We start from the raw sequence: 18912 nt of genomic DNA on the forward strand, positions 1-18912 counted from the left end.
CCGCACCCTCCCGTACCCATATCGTGTCCACCCGCCGCGCCCGCTTACAGGCGCAGGCCCGCCATGTCGTCGCTGATGTCGTCTTCGCCGATCGTCTGGCGGATCTTGGCCAGGTGGGCCTGTTCGCTCCAAAGCTCGAACTTGTTACCCATGCCCAGGAGCACCGCCTTCTTCTCGATACCCGTGGTCGCACGCTGGCTGGCAGGAAGCAGGATGCGCGCGGCACCGTCCGGCTCCACCATCGCCGCCGCACCGACCAGCTTCATCTGCAGGGCGCGATGCACGGACTTGACGTTCGGCAACGCATTGACCTGATCGCGCACCCGCTCCCACTCGTCATGGGGGAAAAGCCAGAGACAACCCGCCTCGAACGGGTTGTAGGTGATCACCAGGCGATTGCCGCACGCACCCGTGACCAGCTCCCGATAGGCCGTCGGGATGGCCAGACGACCTTTGTCGTCGACGGTGATGGCAGTTTCGCCCTGGAACACGACGCAATGACTCCACTTATTCCCACGATTTCACACTGAAAGCCACGATAGTCTCGCCCCATGAGACTGTCAAGCGATTTTTCTTTGTGAATCAAAGGGAAAGGCGAAGGTATGGCCAAAATTCCAGCCATTTCTAGGAAGCTTGCAAAGGTGCTTGAATGACAGGGATTTTTTGCGAATCGCATCAAGCTCTCGCGTTCGCTTCGAAACGGCATCGGACACGCGACCGACTGAACCGGACATCCACTCCCGGTCGCAGCCGCGTCGGTGATCCATGGACCACTGACGCGACTGCGGAAAGGGAATGAGGTGGAGTCGGCCTGTAAGCCGGGTTCTGTGCGCCTTGCGACGCGACAGTCATTCATCTCGGCCAGATGTCGCCATCTGGCTCCAGCAACCTACCCGGGAACAACGCGGGCCGCGTTATCGTTCCCCTATTCGGTCTTGCTCCGGGTGGGGTTTACCGTGCCATGCGACGTTGACCCCGCATGCGGTGCGCTCTTACCGCACCCTTTCACCCTTACCACGCACATCCGGAGATGCCGTTCGGCGGTCTGCTCTCTGTTGCACTGGCCGTCGGCTCGCGCCGCCCAGGTGTTACCTGGCACCCTGCCCTGTGGAGCCCGGACTTTCCTCGACGCGCTTGCGCGCGACGCGACTGTCCGGCCGACTCCGCCGACAAGTATAGATGAGCGGCATGCCGGAAAGCGCGGCAACGCATGCCGGCGATCCGGCCCGGTCACTTCTCGTAAAGCGCCTTGCGCGGTGCGCCACTGATCGCCGCCGCCAGTTTCGCCGCCTTCGCCGGCGGCAGCTCCTCGCGCAGGATCGCAAAAACCCGCTGCCCCTCGGCGAGCTTCGCATCCGCATCGTCGCCGCGGCCGGACACCAGGATCACGCACTCGCCGCGCTGCTGGTCAGGATCTGAAGCCACGCGCGCAGCCAGTTCGGCCAACGGTTCGCCCAGCACCGTCTCGAACAGCTTGGTCAGTTCGCGCGCCAGTACGACCTCGCGCTCGCCGCCGAACACATCGCGCATGTCGGCCAGGCTCTCCGCCACACGATGCGAGGACTCGTAAAAAATGATTGTGCGCGGGTCACCGGCCAGTACCTGCAGACGACTGCGGCGCGCCGCCGATTTCGGCGGCAGGAAACCCTCGAACACGAACCGGTCGCTGGGCAGGCCCGCCACCGACAGCGCTGCGATCGCAGCGCATGCCCCGGGCACCGGCGCGCAGCGGATACCCGCCGCGCGGGCCGCGCGCACCAGCCGGAAACCCGGATCGGAAATCAGCGGCGTACCGGCATCGGAAATCAATGCCACGGACTCGCCTTCCTGCAGCCGCCGCACCAGCGCATCGACTACGTCGCGCTCGTTGTGCTCGTGCAGTGCCACCAGTGGCGTGGCGATATTGAAATGCTGCAGCAGCGGCCGACTGTGCCGGGTATCCTCGGCCGCGATCACCGTCGCCTGGCGCAACGTTTCGACGGCACGCGCCGACATGTCGTCGCGGTGTCCGATCGGCGTGGCGACCACCCACAGGCAGCCGGGCGTGCTGGATGTCATCCTAAATAGACTCCGTGTCGCCGCGAGGCGGCAATATGATCGGCTATCATCGCGCAATCGCCGATCCTGTCGATACCGACCGAGGAATATCCATGCGTTCGTACCGCGTCGCGGCCGTTGTCCTGCTGCTTTCACTGGCATTGAGCGCCTGTGCGCCTGCCATCCGGCCGCCATCTCCCGCGGAAACCGCCGCCGCGCAACAAGCCGCCACACTCGCCAGCCAGGGCCAGTTCGACCAGGCGGCCAGCGCCTACCTCACCCTGGCCCAGCAGACATCCGCCCGCAGCAGCCATTACCGCCTGCTCGCCGCCGAAGCCTACCGCCAGGAAGACCAGCTTGGACGTGCCGCACCCATTGTCGCCACCATCGACCGCAGCCAGCTGACCGGCGACGAACCGCTACGCCTGGACCTGCTGCGTGCCGAGATAGCACTGCAGCAGCACGATCCGGCCACCGCGCTGCGACTGACCACGGAGTCCGGCGTGAACACGCCGCTGGCGCTGCGTCCTCGCCTGCTCGAGCTGCGCGCGGAAGCCATGGCCGCCAACCACGACTACTGGGGCGCCGGACGCACGCGCGTACAGATGGACAGCCTGCTGCACGGCTTCGACCGCAGCCAGAACCGCAAGCAGGCGGTCAACCTGCTGGCCAAGGTCGGTGTCGCCGAACTCAAGCAGCGCGCCGCGGCCATGAAGCCGAATGACCGCATGCTGCCGTGGATCAACGAGGCATTGACCCAGTTGGGCATCGTGGTGGCGCAATCGCAGCCCAATCTCGGCCAGCCGGTGGGCACCCTGCTGCCGGGCGCGGGCGCCAACGTGCGCCAGGGCTACAAGGTGCCGGCGAAGATCGCGCTGCTGCTGCCGCAGGGCAACGGCTTCGGCGGCATCAGCCAGGTGATCCGCGAAGGCTTTTTCGCCGCCTACTTCGACGCCGCCAGCAACCATGCGCCGCGTCCGTCGGTGCGTGTCTACGACAGCACGGGCACCGCCGACGGCGCCGTGAAGGCCTACCAGCAGGCGGTGGCCGACGGCGCACAGATGGTGGTCGGCCCGCTTACCCGCGCCGCCGTCAGCGCCGTGCTGGCGCAAGCGTCCCTGCCGGTGCCGGTGCTCGCCCTGAACCACCCGAACAGCGGCACCCTGCCCGCCGCAGGGGCGAGCGAGTTCGCGCTGCGCCCCGAAACCGAAGGTGCCGAAGCCGCCGACCACATGAGCGAGCGCGGCATCACCCAGGCCTACATCATTGTCTCCGACGACGATTTCGCCGGCCGCGCCGCCGCCGCCTTCAAGGCCGAATTCCAGGCACACGGCGGACTGGTCCTCGGCCAGACCCAGATCACCCGCGGCAGCGTCAACTACCGCAACCAGATCGCCGGTCTCGGCATCCCCGCCACCCCCGCGGACCAGAACATCAACAGCAGCGCGAACGCATCGGCACCGACGGCGGGCATCTTCATCAGCATGCATCCCGAGCAGGCCCGCCTGCTGCTGCCCCAACTGCGGGTGGCCCGCATCACCCTGCCGGTGTACGGCACCTCGCATATCTATGCCGGCAGCGACGACCCCAGCGACGACAACGACCTCGACGGCGTGTCGTTCTGCGATGCGCCGTGGCTTTTCGACGCGCAGACCGGCCTGCCCAAGCATGACGCCATCACCGCACTGCTGCCCGAAGCACGCGGCGCCAGCAGCCGCCTGTTCGCCTTCGGCATGGATGCATGGAACCTGGTGCCCTACATCGACTGGATGCGCGCGAACCCGGGCAGCTACCTGCCTGGCGCCAGTGGCCAGCTGACTGCCGACGCCTTCGGTCACGTGCGCCGCATCCTGATCTGGGCGAAGTTCCAGAACGGCGTGGCCCGACCCACCGGCGACAACCTGCAGATGCAGATGGACACCACGCCGGCCCCCGCCGGCAGCGCGCCGGCACCGGCCAGCAGCAGCGCGCCTGCGACCAGTCCGGCAGCACCGGCGAGCGCCGCCAGCAGCCCAACACCTGCGAGCACCCCGGCCGGCTGATGCGTGCCAGCGGCGCCGTCTTCGAACAGCGCGCCCGGATCGAACTGGAGCGCGCGGGCCTGCGCCTGCTGGCCAGCAACTACACCACCCGCCATGGTGAGCTCGACCTGGTGATGCAACACGGCGATACCGTCGTGTTCGTCGAAGTGCGACACCGCCAGCGCGCCGGCCACGGCGACGCCACCACCTCGGTCACCCGTAGCAAGCAGGAAAAGCTGATACGCACGGCACAGCTATGGCTCGCCGCGCACCCGCAATACGCCCAGCGCCCATGCCGCTTCGACGTGGTCAGCTACGACGGCCCGGCGGACGACGCGCGCATGCACTGGCTTAAGGGCGCATTCGAGGCGTACTGATTCACTGCTTCGTGGATTACGCTTGCCGCATGAAGATGCCCGGCGCACTACTCGACACCCTGCATACTCTTTTCGGCGACGACGCCATCTCCACCGCCGACGCCGAGCGGCTGGCCTATGCCTACGACAACTCGCGCCGCAACGCCCTGCCCGACGCTGTGGTGTTTCCGACCACGCACGAACAGGTCGAAGCGCTGGTGCGCGCTTGCCGCGAGCATCGGGTACCGCTGATTGCACGTGGCCGCGGCACTAATACCACCGGTGCCACGGTGCCGGTGGAAGGTGGCGTGGTGGCCAGCTTCGAGCGGATGACGCGCATCCTGCGCATCGATCCGGACAACCGCCTTGCCGTGGTCGAACCGGGCGTGCTCAACGGCGACCTGCAACGCGCGCTGGCACCGCACGGTTTTTTCTGGCCGCCCGACCCGTCCTCGTCGCCCTGGTGCAGCATCGGCGGCAACCTGGCCTGCAACTCGGCCGGGCCACGCACGGTGAAATACGGCAGCCCGCGCGAGAACACGCTGGGCCTGCGCGCCGTGGCCGGCAACGGCGAGAGCTTCCGTTGCGGCACCTACACCAGCAAGGGCGCCACCGGCTACGACCTCACCCGTCTGCTGATCGGCTCGGAAGGCACCCTGGCACTGATCACCGAAGCCACGCTCAAGCTCACCCCGAAACCCTCGGCCGTCCGCACGCTGCGCGCCACCTACCGCAACGTGGGCAGTGCGGCGCGCGCAGTGGCGCGGATCATGGCGCAGCCGGTAACCCCGTGCGCGCTGGAATTCATCGACGACGTGGCGCTGAAGCTGGCCCACGACTACGCCCCCGACGCCGGTGTACCGCTAGCCGGGGCGATGCTGATGATCGAAGTGGACGGCGAACCGGAAAACCTGCCGTCGGCCGCCGAGGCGGTGGCGCGCGCCGCTCGCGGCGATGGCCTGGAAGAACTGCGCGTGGCGGCCGACGCGGACGAGACCCGGGCGCTCTGGTCCGCCCGCAAGGCGCTGTCGCCCGCCCAGCGGACGCTGTCGCCGAACAAGATCAACGAAGACGTGGTGGTGCCGGTGAGCCGCCTGCCCGAACTGGTCGACGGCGTGAAGCAGTTGGCCGCGCGACACGACGTGCCGATCGTCAGCTTCGGCCACGCCGGCAACGGCAACCTGCACGTGAACCTGCTGCCACGCGACGACGCCGAACGCGAACGTGCCCATGCCGCGCTCGCCGGCCTGTTCGAACAGGTGATCGCGCTGGACGGCACACTGTCCGGCGAACACGGCATCGGCATGATCAAGCGCGAATTCATGCCCCTGGCGCTGTCCGGCGAAACGCTGGACCTGATGCGCGGCATCAAGGCCGCCTTCGATCCCGACGGCATCCTCAACCCGGGCAAGCTGCTGCCGTGAAAGCGGCACCACTGGACGCGCTGCTCGCCGAGATCCGCGCCTGCCACCTGTGCGCCGCGCAGTTGCCGCTGGGGCCGCGGCCGGTGGTGCAGGCATCGGCGCGGTCGAGGCTGCTGATCGTGAGCCAGGCGCCGGGGCGCAAGGTGCATGACACCGGCGTGCCGTTCAACGATGCCAGCGGCGAGCGGCTGCGTGACTGGCTGGGTATCGACAAGACGGCCTTCTACGATCCGTCGAATGTCGCCATCGTGCCGATGGGCTTCTGTTTTCCCGGCACCGGCAAGGGCGGTGACCTGCCGCCGCGAGCGGAATGCGCGCCGGCCTGGCACCCGCGCCTGCTGCCGCTGCTGAACCGGGTACGACTGACCTTGGCGGTGGGCCAGTATGCCCAGGCCGGCCTGCTCGGCGACCGGCGCGGACGCACGCTGACCGCGACCGTGCAGGCATGGCGCGGGCACCTGGCCCAAGACGTGCTGCCGCTGCCGCACCCCAGCCCGCGCAACCAGCTGTGGTTGAAGCGCAATCCCTGGTTCGAGACGGAACTGCTGCCGGTGCTGCGACAACAGGTGAAGGAAGCACTTCGCTAGCAACGGCCTCAGGCGGCGCGGCGCGCGAAGATCAGATGCAGGCCGAAGAGCATGAACACCGCACCGGCGCAGCCGTCGATCCAGCGGCTCAGACGCAGATAGCCACGTCGCATCGCTGGCAGCGCGAACACCCCGGCGACGAAGGCGAACCACAGCAAAGTCTCGACCACCACCATCACCCACAGCCCCCAGCGGGCGCCGGCACCGAGGCGGTCGCCCACGAAGGCCGAGAAGATGCTGCCGAAATACACCACCGCCTTGGGGTTGGCCAGATTGGTGAACAGGCCATTGCGCAGGGCCCGCCAGGGGCCGTTGGCCAGGCGCACCGCATGCGTCGGCAGCGACGCCGACGCGACCATCGCACCACGCAGCATCTTCAGGCCCAGCCAGCAGAGATAGGCGCCGCCGCAGATCGCGATCAGCCGTTCCAGCCACGCCAGCCGGTGCAGCAAGAGCTGCAAACCAAGCAAGGCCAGCGCCGCCCACACGGCCACACCCAGTGCAATGCCCGCAACCCCGGCCAGTGCCTCGCGTCGCGAATGGCTGACCGCGGTCTGCGAGACATAGAAGAAATCCGGCCCCGGGCTCATCAGGGCGATCAGATGGACCAAGGCGATGGTCAGGAACAGGCTCATGGGCGTCGATCCCCGTGCGAGGCTGACAGTGTAGCGATGCCGATGCGGCGGCGGTTGCCTTGCCGTGCCGTGGCGGCTTCATCTAACCTGCGACGATTCGCCGGCTCTGGGGGTGTTCCCCGGCTTCCTACAGGGGAAACACGCATGCGGAACATCGGCCCATGAATCTCAAGCTTCGCCTCACGGTGATGAACTTCCTCCAGTACTACATCTGGGGGGCCTGGCTGCTGACCATCGGCACGTGGTGGTTCCATACCCAGCACTGGTCGGGCACCAGCTTCGGCGCGATCTTCTCGACCATGGGCATCGCCTCGCTGTTCATGCCCTCGCTGGCCGGCATCGTGGCGGACAAGTGGATCAACGCCGAACGCCTGTACGGGCTGTTCCAGATCGCCGGCGCGGTGGTGCTGTTCGCGATACCCACGGTGCACAGCCCCGACACCATGTTCTGGGTGATGCTGCTCAACATGTGCTTCTACATGCCGACCATCTCGCTTTCCATCGCGGTGGCCTACAACGCGCTGAAGCAGCAGGACATGGATGTGGTGACCGTCTACCCGCCGATCCGCGTGTGGGGCACGGTCGGTTTCATCGCGGCGACCTGGACGGTGAGCCTGCTCGGCTTCGAGTCGTCCGCGACCCAGTTCCACGTGGCCGCCGGCGCCTCGCTGCTGCTGGGCCTGTACGCGTTCACCCTGCCCAAGTGTCCGCCGAAGCTGGACGCCACGCACAGCCGCACGCTGACCGACCGCCTCGGTCTCACCTCGTTCGTGCTGTTCAAGAACCGCAACATGGCGGTGTTCTTTATTTTCGCCATGCTGCTGGGCGCGGCGTTGCAGCTGACCAACGCCTACGGCGACACCTTCCTGAAGGACTTCTCCAAGGTCCCCGCCTACCAGCACCTGCTGACGGTGAAGTACTCGGCGATCATCATCTCCATCTCGCAGTTCTCCGAAACCGCCTTCATCCTCACCATCCCGTTCTTCCTCAAGCGCTTCGGCATCAAGGCGGTGATGACCATGAGCATGCTGGCCTGGGTGCTGCGCTTCGGTCTGTTCGCGTTCGGCAACCCGGACGGCGGTCTGTGGATGATCGTGCTGTCCTGCCTGATCTACGGCATGGCCTTCGACTTCTTCAACATTTCCGGCTCGCTGTTCGTCGAGGGCCAGGCCGACCCGAAGATCCGCGCCAGCGCGCAGGGGCTGTTCATGCTGATGACCAACGGCATCGGCGCCGTGCTGGGCAGCCTGATCGCGGGCTGGATGATCGACCACTTCTTCACCAACCACAGCTGCAACGACACGTTGCTGATCTGCAAGGACTGGCGCGGCATCTGGCTGACCTTCGCCACCTATTCGCTGATCATGGCGGCCTTGTTCGTGCCGTTGTTCAAGCACCGGCACGAGCGCAAGGCGACGACGGAGGTCGCGCCCACGCACTGAGCGCTACTCAGGTCACCAGGGTGCTGGCCACCACGCGGTTGCGGCCGTGCGCCTTGGCCTCGTAGAGCGCCTGGTCGGCCGAGCGCATCCAGCTGCTGATGTCGTGGCAGCGCACACCGTCGAACACAGCCACGCCGATGCTGATGGTGATGCGTGACACCTTGGCATCCGCCGGCAGCGGCATCGCCGCCATCTCGGCGCGCAGGGTTTCGGCCAGGCGCATGCCGGCCTCCGCGCCCATGTCCGGGCAGAGCACGACGAACTCCTCGCCGCCGATGCGGGCGACATGGCCCGCCGCCCCGCTGACACGACACAGGCAGGAAGTCACGATGGTCAGCACCAGATCGCCCTGCGCATGACCGGCCTGGTCGTTGACGCGCTTGAAGTGGTCCACGTCGATCAGCAGCAGCACGTGCGCCTGCAGCGGTGAGGGCAACGGCCTGGCCAGCAGGGCATCGACGCGTTGCTGGAACGCGCGCCGGTTTTCGATGCCGGTGAGCGGATCGCGCTGAGCCTGCGCGCGCAGCTCGGCCGCATGGCGGCGTTGCGCGTGCAGCAGCAGGAACAACAGCAGCGCCACCAGCGCGCCGCCCACCGCCACGATCTTGGTGAGCAGGCTGCCCAGGGCCTCGCGCCGACGTGCCTCGTCGCGCCGCGCGGCCTCGGCCTGGGCCGCCTTCAGCTGCAGGTCCTTCAGCTGGTTCTCGCGCTTCAGCGAGAGAATCTGCAGTTCCTTCTCGCGGGTGGCGTAACGGGCCTCCAGCTCCGCTTCGTCCGAACGCAGCACCGCAGTGTTGCGCACGTCCAGGTCGCCGGCCACTTCGCGCATGTCGTCCAGCGCCGGACGCAGCTTGCCCATGGCCGCCTCCAGCCGGCTGCGCTGCTCCAGCTCATCGGGCAGCAGGCCGTGAATATGCTGGGCACGGGCGTCGCGGATGATTGAATCCATCAGCTCCAATGCATGTTGCCGCTGCCCCATCGCCTCGTAGTCCAGGGCAATGTCCATGCGCGAACCGAACGCGTCACTGATGCGCCCTGCCTTCAGCTCCTGCTTCAGCGAAGCCTGCGACAACGGCAGCGCCTCGCGCACGCGGCCGGTCTTGCGGTACGCCTGGGACAGGTTGTCGCCCACCAGCACCACCATTTCCTGCGCGCCGATCTGCGCGAAATGCCGACGCCCGCTGAGATAGACCTTGATGGCAGCGGCGTAACGGCCAAGGTTCGTGTAGACGATGCCCAGGTCGTTTTCCGCGTTGCCCTGGCCCCACAAGTCGTGCTGGCTGCGGTAGGTGTCGATGGCCTGGCGACACAACGGTACCGCCCGATCGAACTCTTCGGACATCGCGTAGGCGTCGCACAGGGTGTAGCGCATCCGTCCCAGCATCAGCGGGTCGGTCGTGCCCTGCACCCTGGCGACCGCCTGCAGCTCCTCGCTGACGCCGTCGCCCTCGCCGGTGGCGATCATCTGGCGCGAGCGCAGGAACCCGGCATCGGCAGCAGCAGCCGGGTCATGGTTTTGCTGGGCGAGGTCGTCCAGCATGACCGTGGCTTCGGTCAGGGCCGCATCGTCGTTGACGTTCACTGCCGCCGTGCCCATCAGCCACAGCCGCTCGCGCGTCTCCGGCTCGCCCATCGGCGGGGTCTGCCGGTCCAGTTGCTGACGGATGTCGGCAATCAGCGCATGCGGATCGGTCTCGGTGCGATAACGCAGCGCGTCGCGCGCAGACATGCCCTGCCCATGCACAAGCACCGGCAGCATCAGCAGAGCCGCAAGCATGAACCCCTGCATCGAACGCCCGTCCAAGGCCCGATCCAAAGCTGCATTTTTGGACGGCTGGCCGCCCGGCGCAAGTCTCGGTGCCGGGGCGGTTACAATTCCCGCATGCAGATCGGCCCTTACCACCTCGACCCGCCGCTGGTGCTGGCCCCCATGGCAGGGGTCACCGACAAGCCGTTCCGTCTGCTGTGCAAACGGCTGGGCGCGGGGCTGGCCGTGTCGGAAATGACCACCGCCGACCCGCGTCTGTGGCATACCCGCAAATCGCTGCGGCGGATGGACCACGCCGGCGAACCCGAGCCGGTGAGCGTGCAGATCGCCGGCGCCGACCCGGCCGTGCTGGCCGAGGCGGCGCGCTTCAACGTGGCCAACGGGGCGCAGATCGTCGACATCAACATGGGCTGCCCGGCAAAAAAGGTCTGCAATGTCTGGGCCGGCTCGGCCCTGCTGCAGGACGAATCGCTGGTGGCGCGCATCTGCAAGGCGGTCGCCGACGCGGTCGAGGTGCCGGTGACCCTGAAGATCCGCACCGGCTGGGACCGCGACCACAGGAACGCGCTGGCCATCGCCCGCATCGCCGAGGACAGCGGCATTGCCGCCCTGGCGGTGCATGGCCGCACCCGCGCCGACAAGTACGAAGGCGAAGCCGAATACGAGACCATCGCTGCGGTGAAGGCCAGCGTGCGCATCCCGGTGCTGGCCAACGGCGACATCAGCACGCCGGAACGTGCCCGCCACGTGCTCGACGCCACCGGCGCCGACGCGCTGATGATCGGCCGCGGCGCCCAGGGCCGGCCATGGATCTTCCGCGAGATCGCGCACTACCTCGCCACTGGCGAGAAGCTGCCCGAGCCCACGCCGGATGAAGTGGCGACGATCCTGCTCGGCCACCTGGAACACCTGTACGCGTTCTACGGCGAACAAGCCGGCGTGCGCATCGCGCGCAAGCACCTGGGCTGGTACGCCAAGGACCGCCCCGAGAACGCCGCTTTCCGTGACGTGGCCAACCGTGCCGAAAGCGCGCAGGAACAGCTGCGCCTCACCCGCGACTATTTCGCCGCACTGGCCGCCGGCGAACGCCTCGCGGCCTGACCGGTACCCGCGCTCAGGCTGCCAGCACCTCGGGTCCGGCATCGTCGGCGGTCAGGCATAGGCGCGGTGGAATCTCGGCCAGCACCTCGCCGCGATGGCTGAGCAGGCGCAGGGTTCCGTGCGCGTCCTCGCTCAATGCGGTCAGGCTCTCCACCCAGTCGCCATCATTGGCGTAGACCAGTCCGTCGCGCTGGATCAGCCCGGCCCGATGAATGTGTCCGCAGACGATGCCGTCCAGCCGGCGACGCGTCGCGTCATCCAGACCCGCCTGTACGAAGCGCGCGATATAGCGTTCGGCCGCGCCGCTCTGCCGTTTCACGAAGGCGGACAGCGACCAGTAGCGCAGGCCCAGCCGACGACGCGCCAGATTCAGCCAGCGGTTGCAGCTGAGGATGCGGTAGTAGATCCAGTCGCCCAGCTGTTCCTGCAGGTCGCCGAACTGGGTGACGTTGTCGTAGTCGTCGCCATGCGTGACCAGCAGTCGACGGCCATCGGCAGTGACGTGCACGACTCGTCGGCGCACCCGCATGCCCGGCACCATCAGGCCGCACAGCTTGCGCAGCGGCCGGTCGTGATTGCCGGGCACGTAGACCAGCGCCGTGCCGCGCTGATGCAGCGCGTGCAGCGCCTCGATCACGCGCGCATGCGCACCGCTCCAGCGCGTGCGACGGCGGGCGATCCACCACAGGTCGACGATGTCGCCGACCAGGTACAGCCGCTCGCAACGCAGGTTGTCGAGGAACTCCGCCAGCTCCGTCGCATGGCAGTGCTTGGCCCCCAGGTGCACGTCGGAAATGAATACTGCCCGCAACCGCCGATCGCCCTGGCCGGCCACCCGCTTCATGCCGTTGCACCCTGCCGGCGTTCCAGATAGCGCTGGCGCTTGCGTGGTCGCAGCCGCTCCAGGTCCACCTCGATCAGCCCGTCGACACAAGCGCTGAAGTCCGGATCCACGCTGAAGGCGAGAAAGCTTGCACCGCCCGGCTCGCACAGCTCGGTGTACTGCTTGTAGAGCATCGGCACGGTGGCGCCGACACGGCCCAGTGCGGCCTTCATCGCGTCGAAGGCCGCATCGATGTCGAGACCGTCGAACAAGGGTGCCGCCGCCTCGAACACGAACGGCCGCAGCGCATCGGCCAGCACCTGCTCGCTGCCGTAGAAGCGCTGGTAATAGCTCACCACCTGCTCCGCTGCATCGCGCGGCAAGGTCCCGCTGATCGACACGGCACCGAACAGGTAGCGCACGCCGGGATGGCGCTGCAGATAGGCGCCGATGCCCTGCCACAGATAGTCCAGGCTGCGGCTGCCCCAATAGTCGGGTACCACGAAACTGCGCCCCAGTTCCACCCCGTTGGCCAGCCGCGGTATCGCCGCGTCGGCGTAGCGGAACAGCGACGCCGTATACAGGCCCGCCAGGCCCGAGCGGGCCAGCGCCTCGGCGCCACGTATCACACGGTAGGCACCGGCAATCCGCGCTGCGCCGCTGTCCCACACCAGAATGTGGTCGTACCACGCGTCGTAGGCGTCCAGGTCGCAGCTACGGCCGGTGCCCTCGCCCACCTGGCGGAAGGTCAGCTCGCGCAGCCGGCCGATTTCCTGCAGCAGCGGCGTGCCCCCGGCCTGGCGCGCCAGCCGGATCTGCTTGCCGTCGCTGGTCTTGCCGAGCAGCTCGGTCGCTTCGATCGCGGCGACCAGTTCGGCCTGGTCGACCGCCGTGGCGAGCGGCTCGGGCGCGCCATTCGCCGGTGCATCCTGCCGGCCGATGGCATACAGCGCGCGTCGTATGCGGCGCACCGCTTCGCGCTCGCTTTCAGCGGCCGCGACCGCGGTTTTCTCGCCCACGTGCAGACGTACCGGCTGCTGCCGGCGGGCAAACATCTCACGCGCCAGCAGCGCCGTCGAGGCCGGCCGGTACAGCGCCGAGACACCATAGAAAAGCCTGGAATTGCGTGCCTCGATGCGTACCGGCAACACCGGCGCATCGGCATTGCGCGCGAAGCGCAGGAAGCCGTGCCGCCAACGCGTGTCGCTGACCCCGCGCGGACCCAGACGGGACACCTCGCCGGCCGGAAACACGATCACGCACTGCTCGTCCTGCAGCGCCCGTTCCACCCGGCGCAGACTGCCTGCGCCGGCGCTACCGCCGAACACGCGCACCGGCAGCATCAGTTCGGCCAGCGGCTCGACCAGCATCAGCATTTCGTTGGCGACGATCCTGACGTCCGGCCGGACCCGCCCGACCATGTCCAGCAGCGCCAGCGCATCTAGCGCGCCGCATGGGTGATTGGCAACGATCAGCAGGCGGCCACGCGGCGGAATGCGCGCCAGATCGGCCGGCTCCACGGCATAGTCGAGATCGAGGAAGCGCAGGCCTTCGCGCAGGAAATCCAGGCCACGCAGGTGACTATGGGTACGCACGAAGGTGTCGATGCTGTCGAACCTTGACCAGCGGGCCAGGGTTCTCAGCAAGGGGGTGGCGATACGGCCACGACGGCCGCGGAACCAATGGGGATATCGCTGCTGCAGACGCTGTTCGATGGCTTGCATATCGGCAACGCTCGGCTTCGCTCCGTCGCAAGCATGCGCGGCTTTCGGGACGCTGGCGTTGCGCGCCTGCGTCAGAGCGGTGACAGCGGCCGGGGCGCCATCAGGCCCCGGCGTGCAGCAGTCCGGTCGGCGCGGCTATTCCGCGGCCGCGTGTGCCGGCCGCGGCGGGAACCCGTAATGCGCCAGCACCGGCTTCAGAGCCGCGATCCAGATCGCGTAGCCGGCCGGCGTCATGTGCAGGCCGTCGGGACGGAACAGACTGGCCGACGGCCGGCCTTGCCCGTGCAGCATGCGCGTAGCCACGTCGACATACGTCACATCGTGCTGCGTCGCGGCCCATTGCCGGATCAGCCGATTTGCCGCACGCATGCGCGGCCACAGCGACCAGCGCGCCCGGCTGGGCTTGATCGAGACGAAAGCCACCGGCACCTGCGGCAGGTCGTGTCGCACACGCGCCACGAAGGCCCGGAAGTGTGCGGCCACCTGCGCCGGCGCCAGACCCTCGGCAATATCGTTGTCGCCCGCGTACATCACGATCAGCGCGGGGTGATACGGCACCACGATGCGGTCGGCGTAATAGGTCGAATCGGCAATGGCGGATCCGCCGAAACCGCGATCGATCACCGGCACGCCAGGAAAATCCCCGGCCAGGGTGGGCGCCCAGAAACGGATCGACGAACTGCCAATGAACAGCACGCCATGCTGCGGCGGAGGGTTGCTTCGGTCGTGCGCCACGAAGGCGTCGATATCGGTGCGCCAGTGCGCCGGCGAGGGTGGCTGTTGGCCAGCGGCGAACGCCAACGGCAGGGCCAGCATCAACAGTGCCCCGACCAGCCAGCGCAGCTTCCGGTTGACGACTCGATTCATCACGATGCTCCACGCGGATCCATCCGCATTATGCAGCAGCGCCTGCCGGCGCCGACGCCAGCCCCGCCCCGTTGCCGCCACCCGCGCCTGAACGCAGGCCATCACCGCCCTGTCATGGTGCGACCGCACGATGAAATTCCGGGCGACTGGCTGTATCATGAGCAATCCCTTTCCATCTCTTTATCCGTAAAGAAGGATAAATGCCGCGATGAGCAACTTCCTCTTCACCTCCGAATCGGTCTCCGAAGGCCATCCGGACAAGGTCGCCGACCAGATCTCCGACGCCGTCCTCGACGCGATCCTCGCGCAGGACCCCCGCGCCCGCGTGGCCTGCGAAACGATGGTGAAGACCGGCGTCGCGATCGTCGCCGGCGAGATCACCACCAGCGCCTGGATCGATCTGGAGGGCCTGACCCGCAAGGTCATCCTCGATATCGGCTACGACTCCAGCGACGTCGGCTTCGACGGCGCCACCTGCGGCGTGCTGAACCTGATCGGCAAGCAGTCGCCGGACATCAACCAGGGCGTGGACCGCAAGAAGCCCGAGGAACAGGGTGCCGGCGACCAGGGCCTGATGTTCGGCTACGCCACCAACGAGACCAAGGACTTCATGCCGGCGGCGGTGTACTACTCGCACCGTCTGGTCGAGCGCCAGGCCAAGGTGCGCAAGAAAAAGAACTCGCCGCTACCGTGGCTGCGCCCGGACGCCAAGAGCCAGGTCACGCTGCGCTACGAGAACGACCAGGCCGTGGCGATCGACGCAGTGGTGCTGTCGACCCAGCACGACCCGGGCGTGAAGCAGAAGGACCTGATCGAAGCCGTGCGCGAGGAAATCCTCAAGCCGGTGCTGCCGGCCAAGCTGCTGCACAAGGGCACCAAATTCCACATCAACCCGACCGGCAAGTTCGTGATCGGCGGCCCGGTGGGCGACTGCGGCCTGACCGGCCGCAAGATCATCGTCGACACCTACGGCGGCTGGGCCCGCCACGGCGGCGGCGCGTTTTCCGGCAAGGACCCGTCCAAGGTCGACCGCTCGGCGGCCTACGCCGCACGCTACGTGGCCAAGAACGTGGTGGCCGCCGGCCTGGCCGACCGCTGCGAAGTGCAGGTGTCCTACGCGATCGGCGTGGCCGAGCCCACCTCGATCTCGGTGACCACCTTCGGCACCGGCAAGATTCCGGACGAGAAGATCGAGAAGCTGATCCGCAAGCACTTCGACCTGCGCCCGTACGGCATCATCAAGATGCTCGACCTGATCCACCCGATGTACCAGCAGACCGCCAGCTACGGCCACTTCGGCCGCAGCCCCTACGAGGTGAAGGCCGCCGACGGCAGCACCTACACCGCGTTCTCGTGGGAAAAGACCGACAAGGCCGAAGCGCTGCGCGCCGACGCCAAACTGAAGTAATCGGCGGCGCGGCGTCCAGCACGCCGGAGTCGCATACGCAGACGGGCCGCCCCCTTGGGCGGCCCGTCTGTTTTAGGGCCCGATGCAACGTTGCGGCTTGCGCGCCACCAGGTCGATCAGTGCCGACATGCCTTCATGTCCGCTGCCTTCGTGGATTTCGATGTCATAGCTCGCCAGATGTTCGATCTGCAGTGTTGCGAAGGCGTCCCGCAGCAGCGTCTCGGTATACAGATTGGCCAGGTCCGACGGGCCGCCCGTGCCGTAGCCGAGCTGCTCCGGGCGGTAACCCTCCAGCAACAGCACGCCGCCCGGCCTGAGCGCTGAGCAGATACCCTCGAACATCCGCTGGCGCAGGACCGGATCGGCGAACTGGACGAAGATCGCCGCGATCACGTCGAAGCGCTCGGTACCGAAATCCCACTGCGCCAGGTCGGCCTGCTCGTGGTGCAGGGTCACCCCGCGACTGTCCGCCAGCCGCCGGCTCTTGGCCAGCCCGGTCGCGGAGGCATCGACGGCCAGCACGTCCAGCCCCTGCTCGGCCAGCCAGACGCCATTGCGACCTTCGCCGTCGGCCACCGCCAGCGCCGTGCCGGCGGGCGGCAGGCGATGCCGCTGCGCAGCCAGGAAGGCATTCGGTGCCGTGCCGAAAAGAAACGCCTCGCCAGCGTAGCGCTCGTCCCAACGGTTCATCGTTACGCTCCAGTCCAGGGGTCGCCATCTTAAGCCACGCGGACATACGCCACGTATGCCCGGCACGCGACAGCCCGTACAATGACGGCATGTCCCTGATCCAGCTCCAGCACGTCGATTTCAGCATCGGCGGCCCTCTCCTGCTCGCGTCCGTCGACCTGTCGATCGAGGCGAACGAGCGCGTGTGCATCGTCGGTCGCAACGGCGAAGGCAAATCCACCCTGATGAAGCTGATCGCCGGCGAGCTGAAGCCCGACGACGGCGAGATCCGCGTGCAGGGCGGCACCGTGGTCGCACGCATGGCGCAGGAGGTGCCGCAGGGCACCGCCGGCAGCGTATTCGACGTGGTGTCCGAAGGCCTGGGCGACCTGGGCCACCTGCTGGCGCGCTATCACCACCTGCTGGCCGAAGGCCTGCACCTGGACGGCGCGGTGGAGGAGCTGGGCGAGGTGCAGCAGCAGATCGAGGCGCAGCACGGCTGGGACCTGGATCGCCGCGTTGCCGACGTGATCGCGCGGCTGGAACTGCCTGGCGACACCGACTTCGCCGCGCTCTCCGGTGGCATGAAACGGCGCGTGCTGCTGGCCCAGGCGCTGGTCCGCCAGCCCGACGTGCTGCTGCTGGACGAGCCCACCAACCACCTGGATATCGAAGCGATCGACTGGCTGGAAGGCTTCCTCAAGTCGTTCGCCGGCAGCATCATCTTCGTCACCCATGACCGCGCCTTCCTGCGCGCGCTGGCCACGCGCATCGTCGAGATCGACCGCGGCCAGCTCACCGATTGGCCCGGCGACTACGACAATTACCTGCGCCGCCGCGAGGAACGCCTGCATGCCGAAGCGCAGGCCAACGCGCAGTTCGACAAGAAGCTGGCGCAGGAAGAAGTGTGGATCCGCCAGGGCATCAAGGCCCGGCGCACCCGCAACGAAGGCCGGGTGCGCGCACTGAAAGCGCTGCGCGTGGAACGCGCGCAACGGCGTGAGCTGTCCGGCAACGTAAAGATGACTGCCGCCGCGGCGCAGTCCTCGGGCAAGAAGGTGATCGACTTGGCCCACGTGCATCAGGCCTATGGCGGCCGCGTGCTGATCGACGACTTCACCGCCACGGTGATGCGCGGCGACCGCATTGGCATCGTCGGACCCAACGGCGCCGGCAAGAGCACCCTGCTGAAGATCATGCTGGGCGAGCTCAAGCCCGAGCGCGGCGAGGTGCAGCTGGGCACCAACCTTGAGATCGCCTACTTCGACCAGCACCGGGCCCAGCTCGACGATCGCCTCAACGCGCTGGACAACGTGGCGCAGGGGCGCGAATACATCGAGCTGAACGGGCAGCGCAAGCACATCGTCGGCTACCTGCAGGACTTCCTGTTCTCGCCGGAACGCGCGCGTGCGCCGATCACCCGGCTGTCCGGCGGCGAACGCAATCGCCTGCTGCTGGCGAAGCTGTTCGCGCAGCCGTCGAACCTGCTGGTGATGGACGAACCCACCAACGACCTGGACGTCGAAACGCTGGAACTGCTGGAAGAGCTGCTCACCGACTACCCCGGCACGCTGCTGCTGGTCAGCCACGACCGCGCCTTCCTCGACAACGTGGTCACCAGCACGCTGGTACTGGAAGGCGGCGGCCGGGTGGGCGAGTACGTCGGCGGCTACAGCGACTGGCTGCGCCAGCGGCCGGAGCCCGGTGCGACGACACCTGTCGCCAGCGCGACCACCGCTGCGCCTACGGCCACGCCGTCGGCTGCCGCTGCGGAACCGAAGCGCAAGCTCAGCTACAAGGAAACGCGCGAGCTGGAACAGCTGCCCGCCCGGATCGAACAGCTCGAGACCGAGATCGCGCAGCGCAGCGAGGCCATGAACGACCCGGCCTTCTATCAGCAGGACAGCGACGGCATCGTTGCCGCCAACGAAGCGCTGGCGAAGCTGCAGTCGGAACTCGACCAGGCCTATGCGCGCTGGAGCGAGCTGGACGGCTGACCCACGCCTGGATCAGGCCGGTCGAATGAACCGCCGCGCAGGCCCGGACGGAC

16 protein-coding genes and 1 other RNA gene are annotated in these 18912 nt (G+C 67.5%); 8 read left to right on the top strand and 9 right to left on the bottom strand.

The features are described from left to right. Window positions 1–44: 44 nt before the first annotated feature. The 3 genes from mraZ to rsmI all read right to left on the bottom strand — a co-directional run bounded on the left by mraZ (window position 45) and on the right by rsmI (window position 2058). Window positions 45–491 (bottom strand): division/cell wall cluster transcriptional repressor MraZ, encoded by a 447-nt coding sequence (gene mraZ, locus RA164_RS13375; protein ID WP_329741337.1) that lies wholly within the window; start codon window positions 489–491, stop codon window positions 45–47. A 307-nt stretch (window positions 492–798) separates the two neighbouring features. Continuing rightward, an RNA gene (rnpB, locus tag RA164_RS13380) (RNase P RNA component class A) lies at window positions 799–1165 on the bottom strand. Between the two features lie 65 nt (window positions 1166–1230). Further along, the gene (gene rsmI / locus RA164_RS13385) at window positions 1231–2058 is read right to left on the bottom strand and encodes a 16S rRNA (cytidine(1402)-2'-O)-methyltransferase (protein WP_329741338.1); all 828 of its coding nucleotides are present in this window, start codon (window positions 2056–2058) and stop codon (window positions 1231–1233) included. A gap of 92 nt (window positions 2059–2150) precedes the next feature. Here rsmI and RA164_RS13390 point away from each other — a divergent pair, with 92 nt between their 5' ends. Genes RA164_RS13390 through RA164_RS13405 form a run of 4 tightly spaced genes read left to right on the top strand, consistent with a single transcriptional unit; the run spans window position 2151 to window position 6425 of the window. Then, complete coding sequence (locus RA164_RS13390; RefSeq protein WP_329741339.1) at window positions 2151–4079, top strand: penicillin-binding protein activator; 1929 nt, start codon at window positions 2151–2153, stop codon at window positions 4077–4079. Continuing rightward, a complete protein-coding gene (locus RA164_RS13395; protein WP_329741340.1) occupies window positions 4079–4435 on the top strand; it encodes a YraN family protein in 357 nt (118 codons plus the stop codon). The genes RA164_RS13390 and RA164_RS13395 overlap by 1 nt, the downstream gene beginning before the upstream one ends. A gap of 29 nt (window positions 4436–4464) precedes the next feature. Beyond that, entirely contained in the window at window positions 4465–5838 is a 1374-nt protein-coding gene (locus RA164_RS13400) for an FAD-binding oxidoreductase (RefSeq protein ID WP_329741341.1), read from the top strand. After that, window positions 5835–6425: a uracil-DNA glycosylase family protein gene (locus RA164_RS13405; protein ID WP_329741342.1), complete on the top strand. Its 591-nt coding sequence runs from the start codon at window positions 5835–5837 to the stop codon at window positions 6423–6425. The genes RA164_RS13400 and RA164_RS13405 overlap by 4 nt, the downstream gene beginning before the upstream one ends. An 8-nt stretch (window positions 6426–6433) precedes the next feature. Here RA164_RS13405 and rhtC read toward each other — a convergent pair whose 3' ends face one another. Beyond that, window positions 6434–7060 (bottom strand): threonine export protein RhtC, encoded by a 627-nt coding sequence (gene rhtC, locus RA164_RS13410; protein ID WP_329741343.1) that lies wholly within the window; start codon window positions 7058–7060, stop codon window positions 6434–6436. 161 nt (window positions 7061–7221) lie between these two features. Here rhtC and RA164_RS13415 point away from each other — a divergent pair, with 161 nt between their 5' ends. After that, window positions 7222–8502, top strand: coding sequence for a nucleoside permease (locus RA164_RS13415; protein ID WP_329741344.1), 1281 nt, complete (start codon window positions 7222–7224; stop codon window positions 8500–8502). A gap of 7 nt (window positions 8503–8509) precedes the next feature. Here RA164_RS13415 and RA164_RS13420 read toward each other — a convergent pair whose 3' ends face one another. After that, a complete protein-coding gene (locus tag RA164_RS13420; RefSeq protein ID WP_329741345.1) occupies window positions 8510–10279 on the bottom strand; it encodes a tetratricopeptide repeat-containing diguanylate cyclase in 1770 nt (589 codons plus the stop codon). Window positions 10280–10384: 105 nt separating this feature from the next. Between RA164_RS13420 and dusB the strand changes: the two genes are divergently transcribed. Further along, a complete protein-coding gene (gene dusB / locus RA164_RS13425) occupies window positions 10385–11371 on the top strand; it encodes a tRNA dihydrouridine synthase DusB (RefSeq protein WP_329741346.1) in 987 nt (328 codons plus the stop codon). A 13-nt stretch (window positions 11372–11384) separates the two neighbouring features. Here the strand turns inward: dusB and RA164_RS13430 are convergent, their stop codons facing one another. From RA164_RS13430 to RA164_RS13440, 3 genes are all read right to left on the bottom strand, one after another. Next, entirely contained in the window at window positions 11385–12215 is an 831-nt protein-coding gene (locus tag RA164_RS13430; RefSeq protein WP_329741347.1) for a UDP-2,3-diacylglucosamine diphosphatase, read from the bottom strand. After that, complete coding sequence (gene olsF, locus RA164_RS13435; RefSeq protein WP_329741348.1) at window positions 12212–13918, bottom strand: bifunctional ornithine lipid synthase OlsF; 1707 nt, start codon at window positions 13916–13918, stop codon at window positions 12212–12214. Before olsF ends, RA164_RS13430 begins: the two co-directional genes overlap by 4 nt. 135 nt (window positions 13919–14053) lie before the next feature. Beyond that, window positions 14054–14785 (bottom strand): SGNH/GDSL hydrolase family protein, encoded by a 732-nt coding sequence (locus RA164_RS13440; protein ID WP_329741349.1) that lies wholly within the window; start codon window positions 14783–14785, stop codon window positions 14054–14056. A 208-nt stretch (window positions 14786–14993) separates the two neighbouring features. Here RA164_RS13440 and metK point away from each other — a divergent pair, with 208 nt between their 5' ends. After that, window positions 14994–16193: a methionine adenosyltransferase gene (gene metK / locus RA164_RS13445; RefSeq protein ID WP_329741350.1), complete on the top strand. Its 1200-nt coding sequence runs from the start codon at window positions 14994–14996 to the stop codon at window positions 16191–16193. 72 nt (window positions 16194–16265) lie between these two features. Here the strand turns inward: metK and RA164_RS13450 are convergent, their stop codons facing one another. Next, window positions 16266–16883, bottom strand: a complete 618-nt coding sequence (locus tag RA164_RS13450) for a class I SAM-dependent methyltransferase (RefSeq protein WP_329741351.1) — start codon at window positions 16881–16883, stop codon at window positions 16266–16268. A gap of 89 nt (window positions 16884–16972) precedes the next feature. On the opposite strand from RA164_RS13450, the gene RA164_RS13455 reads away from it, so the two are divergent. After that, window positions 16973–18859 carry an ATP-binding cassette domain-containing protein gene (locus RA164_RS13455; protein ID WP_329741352.1) on the top strand — a complete coding sequence of 629 codons (1887 nt, stop codon included), beginning with the start codon at window positions 16973–16975 and terminating at the stop codon, window positions 18857–18859. Window positions 18860–18912 lie beyond the last annotated feature (53 nt).

The sequence above is a fragment of the Dyella sp. A6 genome (assembly GCF_036320485.1).
GTDB classification, from domain to species: Bacteria; Pseudomonadota; Gammaproteobacteria; order Xanthomonadales; family Rhodanobacteraceae; genus Rhodanobacter_A; species Rhodanobacter_A aluminiiresistens.

What these genes read in the sequence shown, in the direction of transcription:
- dusB (WP_329741346.1), top strand. Translation starts at nt 10,385, where the DNA reads ATGCAGATCGGCCCTTACCACCTCGACCCGCCGCTGGTGCTGGCCCCC.
- rsmI (WP_329741338.1), bottom strand. Translation starts at nt 2,058, where the DNA reads ATGACATCCAGCACGCCCGGCTGCCTGTGGGTGGTCGCCACGCCGATC.
- RA164_RS13430 (WP_329741347.1), bottom strand. Translation starts at nt 12,215, where the DNA reads ATGAAGCGGGTGGCCGGCCAGGGCGATCGGCGGTTGCGGGCAGTATTC.
- RA164_RS13390 (WP_329741339.1), top strand. Translation starts at nt 2,151, where the DNA reads ATGCGTTCGTACCGCGTCGCGGCCGTTGTCCTGCTGCTTTCACTGGCA.
- RA164_RS13395 (WP_329741340.1), top strand. Translation starts at nt 4,079, where the DNA reads ATGCGTGCCAGCGGCGCCGTCTTCGAACAGCGCGCCCGGATCGAACTG.
- rhtC (WP_329741343.1), bottom strand. Translation starts at nt 7,060, where the DNA reads ATGAGCCTGTTCCTGACCATCGCCTTGGTCCATCTGATCGCCCTGATG.
- RA164_RS13455 (WP_329741352.1), top strand. Translation starts at nt 16,973, where the DNA reads ATGTCCCTGATCCAGCTCCAGCACGTCGATTTCAGCATCGGCGGCCCT.
- RA164_RS13415 (WP_329741344.1), top strand. Translation starts at nt 7,222, where the DNA reads ATGAATCTCAAGCTTCGCCTCACGGTGATGAACTTCCTCCAGTACTAC.
- RA164_RS13420 (WP_329741345.1), bottom strand. Translation starts at nt 10,279, where the DNA reads ATGCTTGCGGCTCTGCTGATGCTGCCGGTGCTTGTGCATGGGCAGGGC.
- RA164_RS13450 (WP_329741351.1), bottom strand. Translation starts at nt 16,883, where the DNA reads ATGAACCGTTGGGACGAGCGCTACGCTGGCGAGGCGTTTCTTTTCGGC.
- metK (WP_329741350.1), top strand. Translation starts at nt 14,994, where the DNA reads ATGAGCAACTTCCTCTTCACCTCCGAATCGGTCTCCGAAGGCCATCCG.
- olsF (WP_329741348.1), bottom strand. Translation starts at nt 13,918, where the DNA reads ATGCAAGCCATCGAACAGCGTCTGCAGCAGCGATATCCCCATTGGTTC.
- RA164_RS13440 (WP_329741349.1), bottom strand. Translation starts at nt 14,785, where the DNA reads ATGAATCGAGTCGTCAACCGGAAGCTGCGCTGGCTGGTCGGGGCACTG.
- RA164_RS13400 (WP_329741341.1), top strand. Translation starts at nt 4,465, where the DNA reads ATGAAGATGCCCGGCGCACTACTCGACACCCTGCATACTCTTTTCGGC.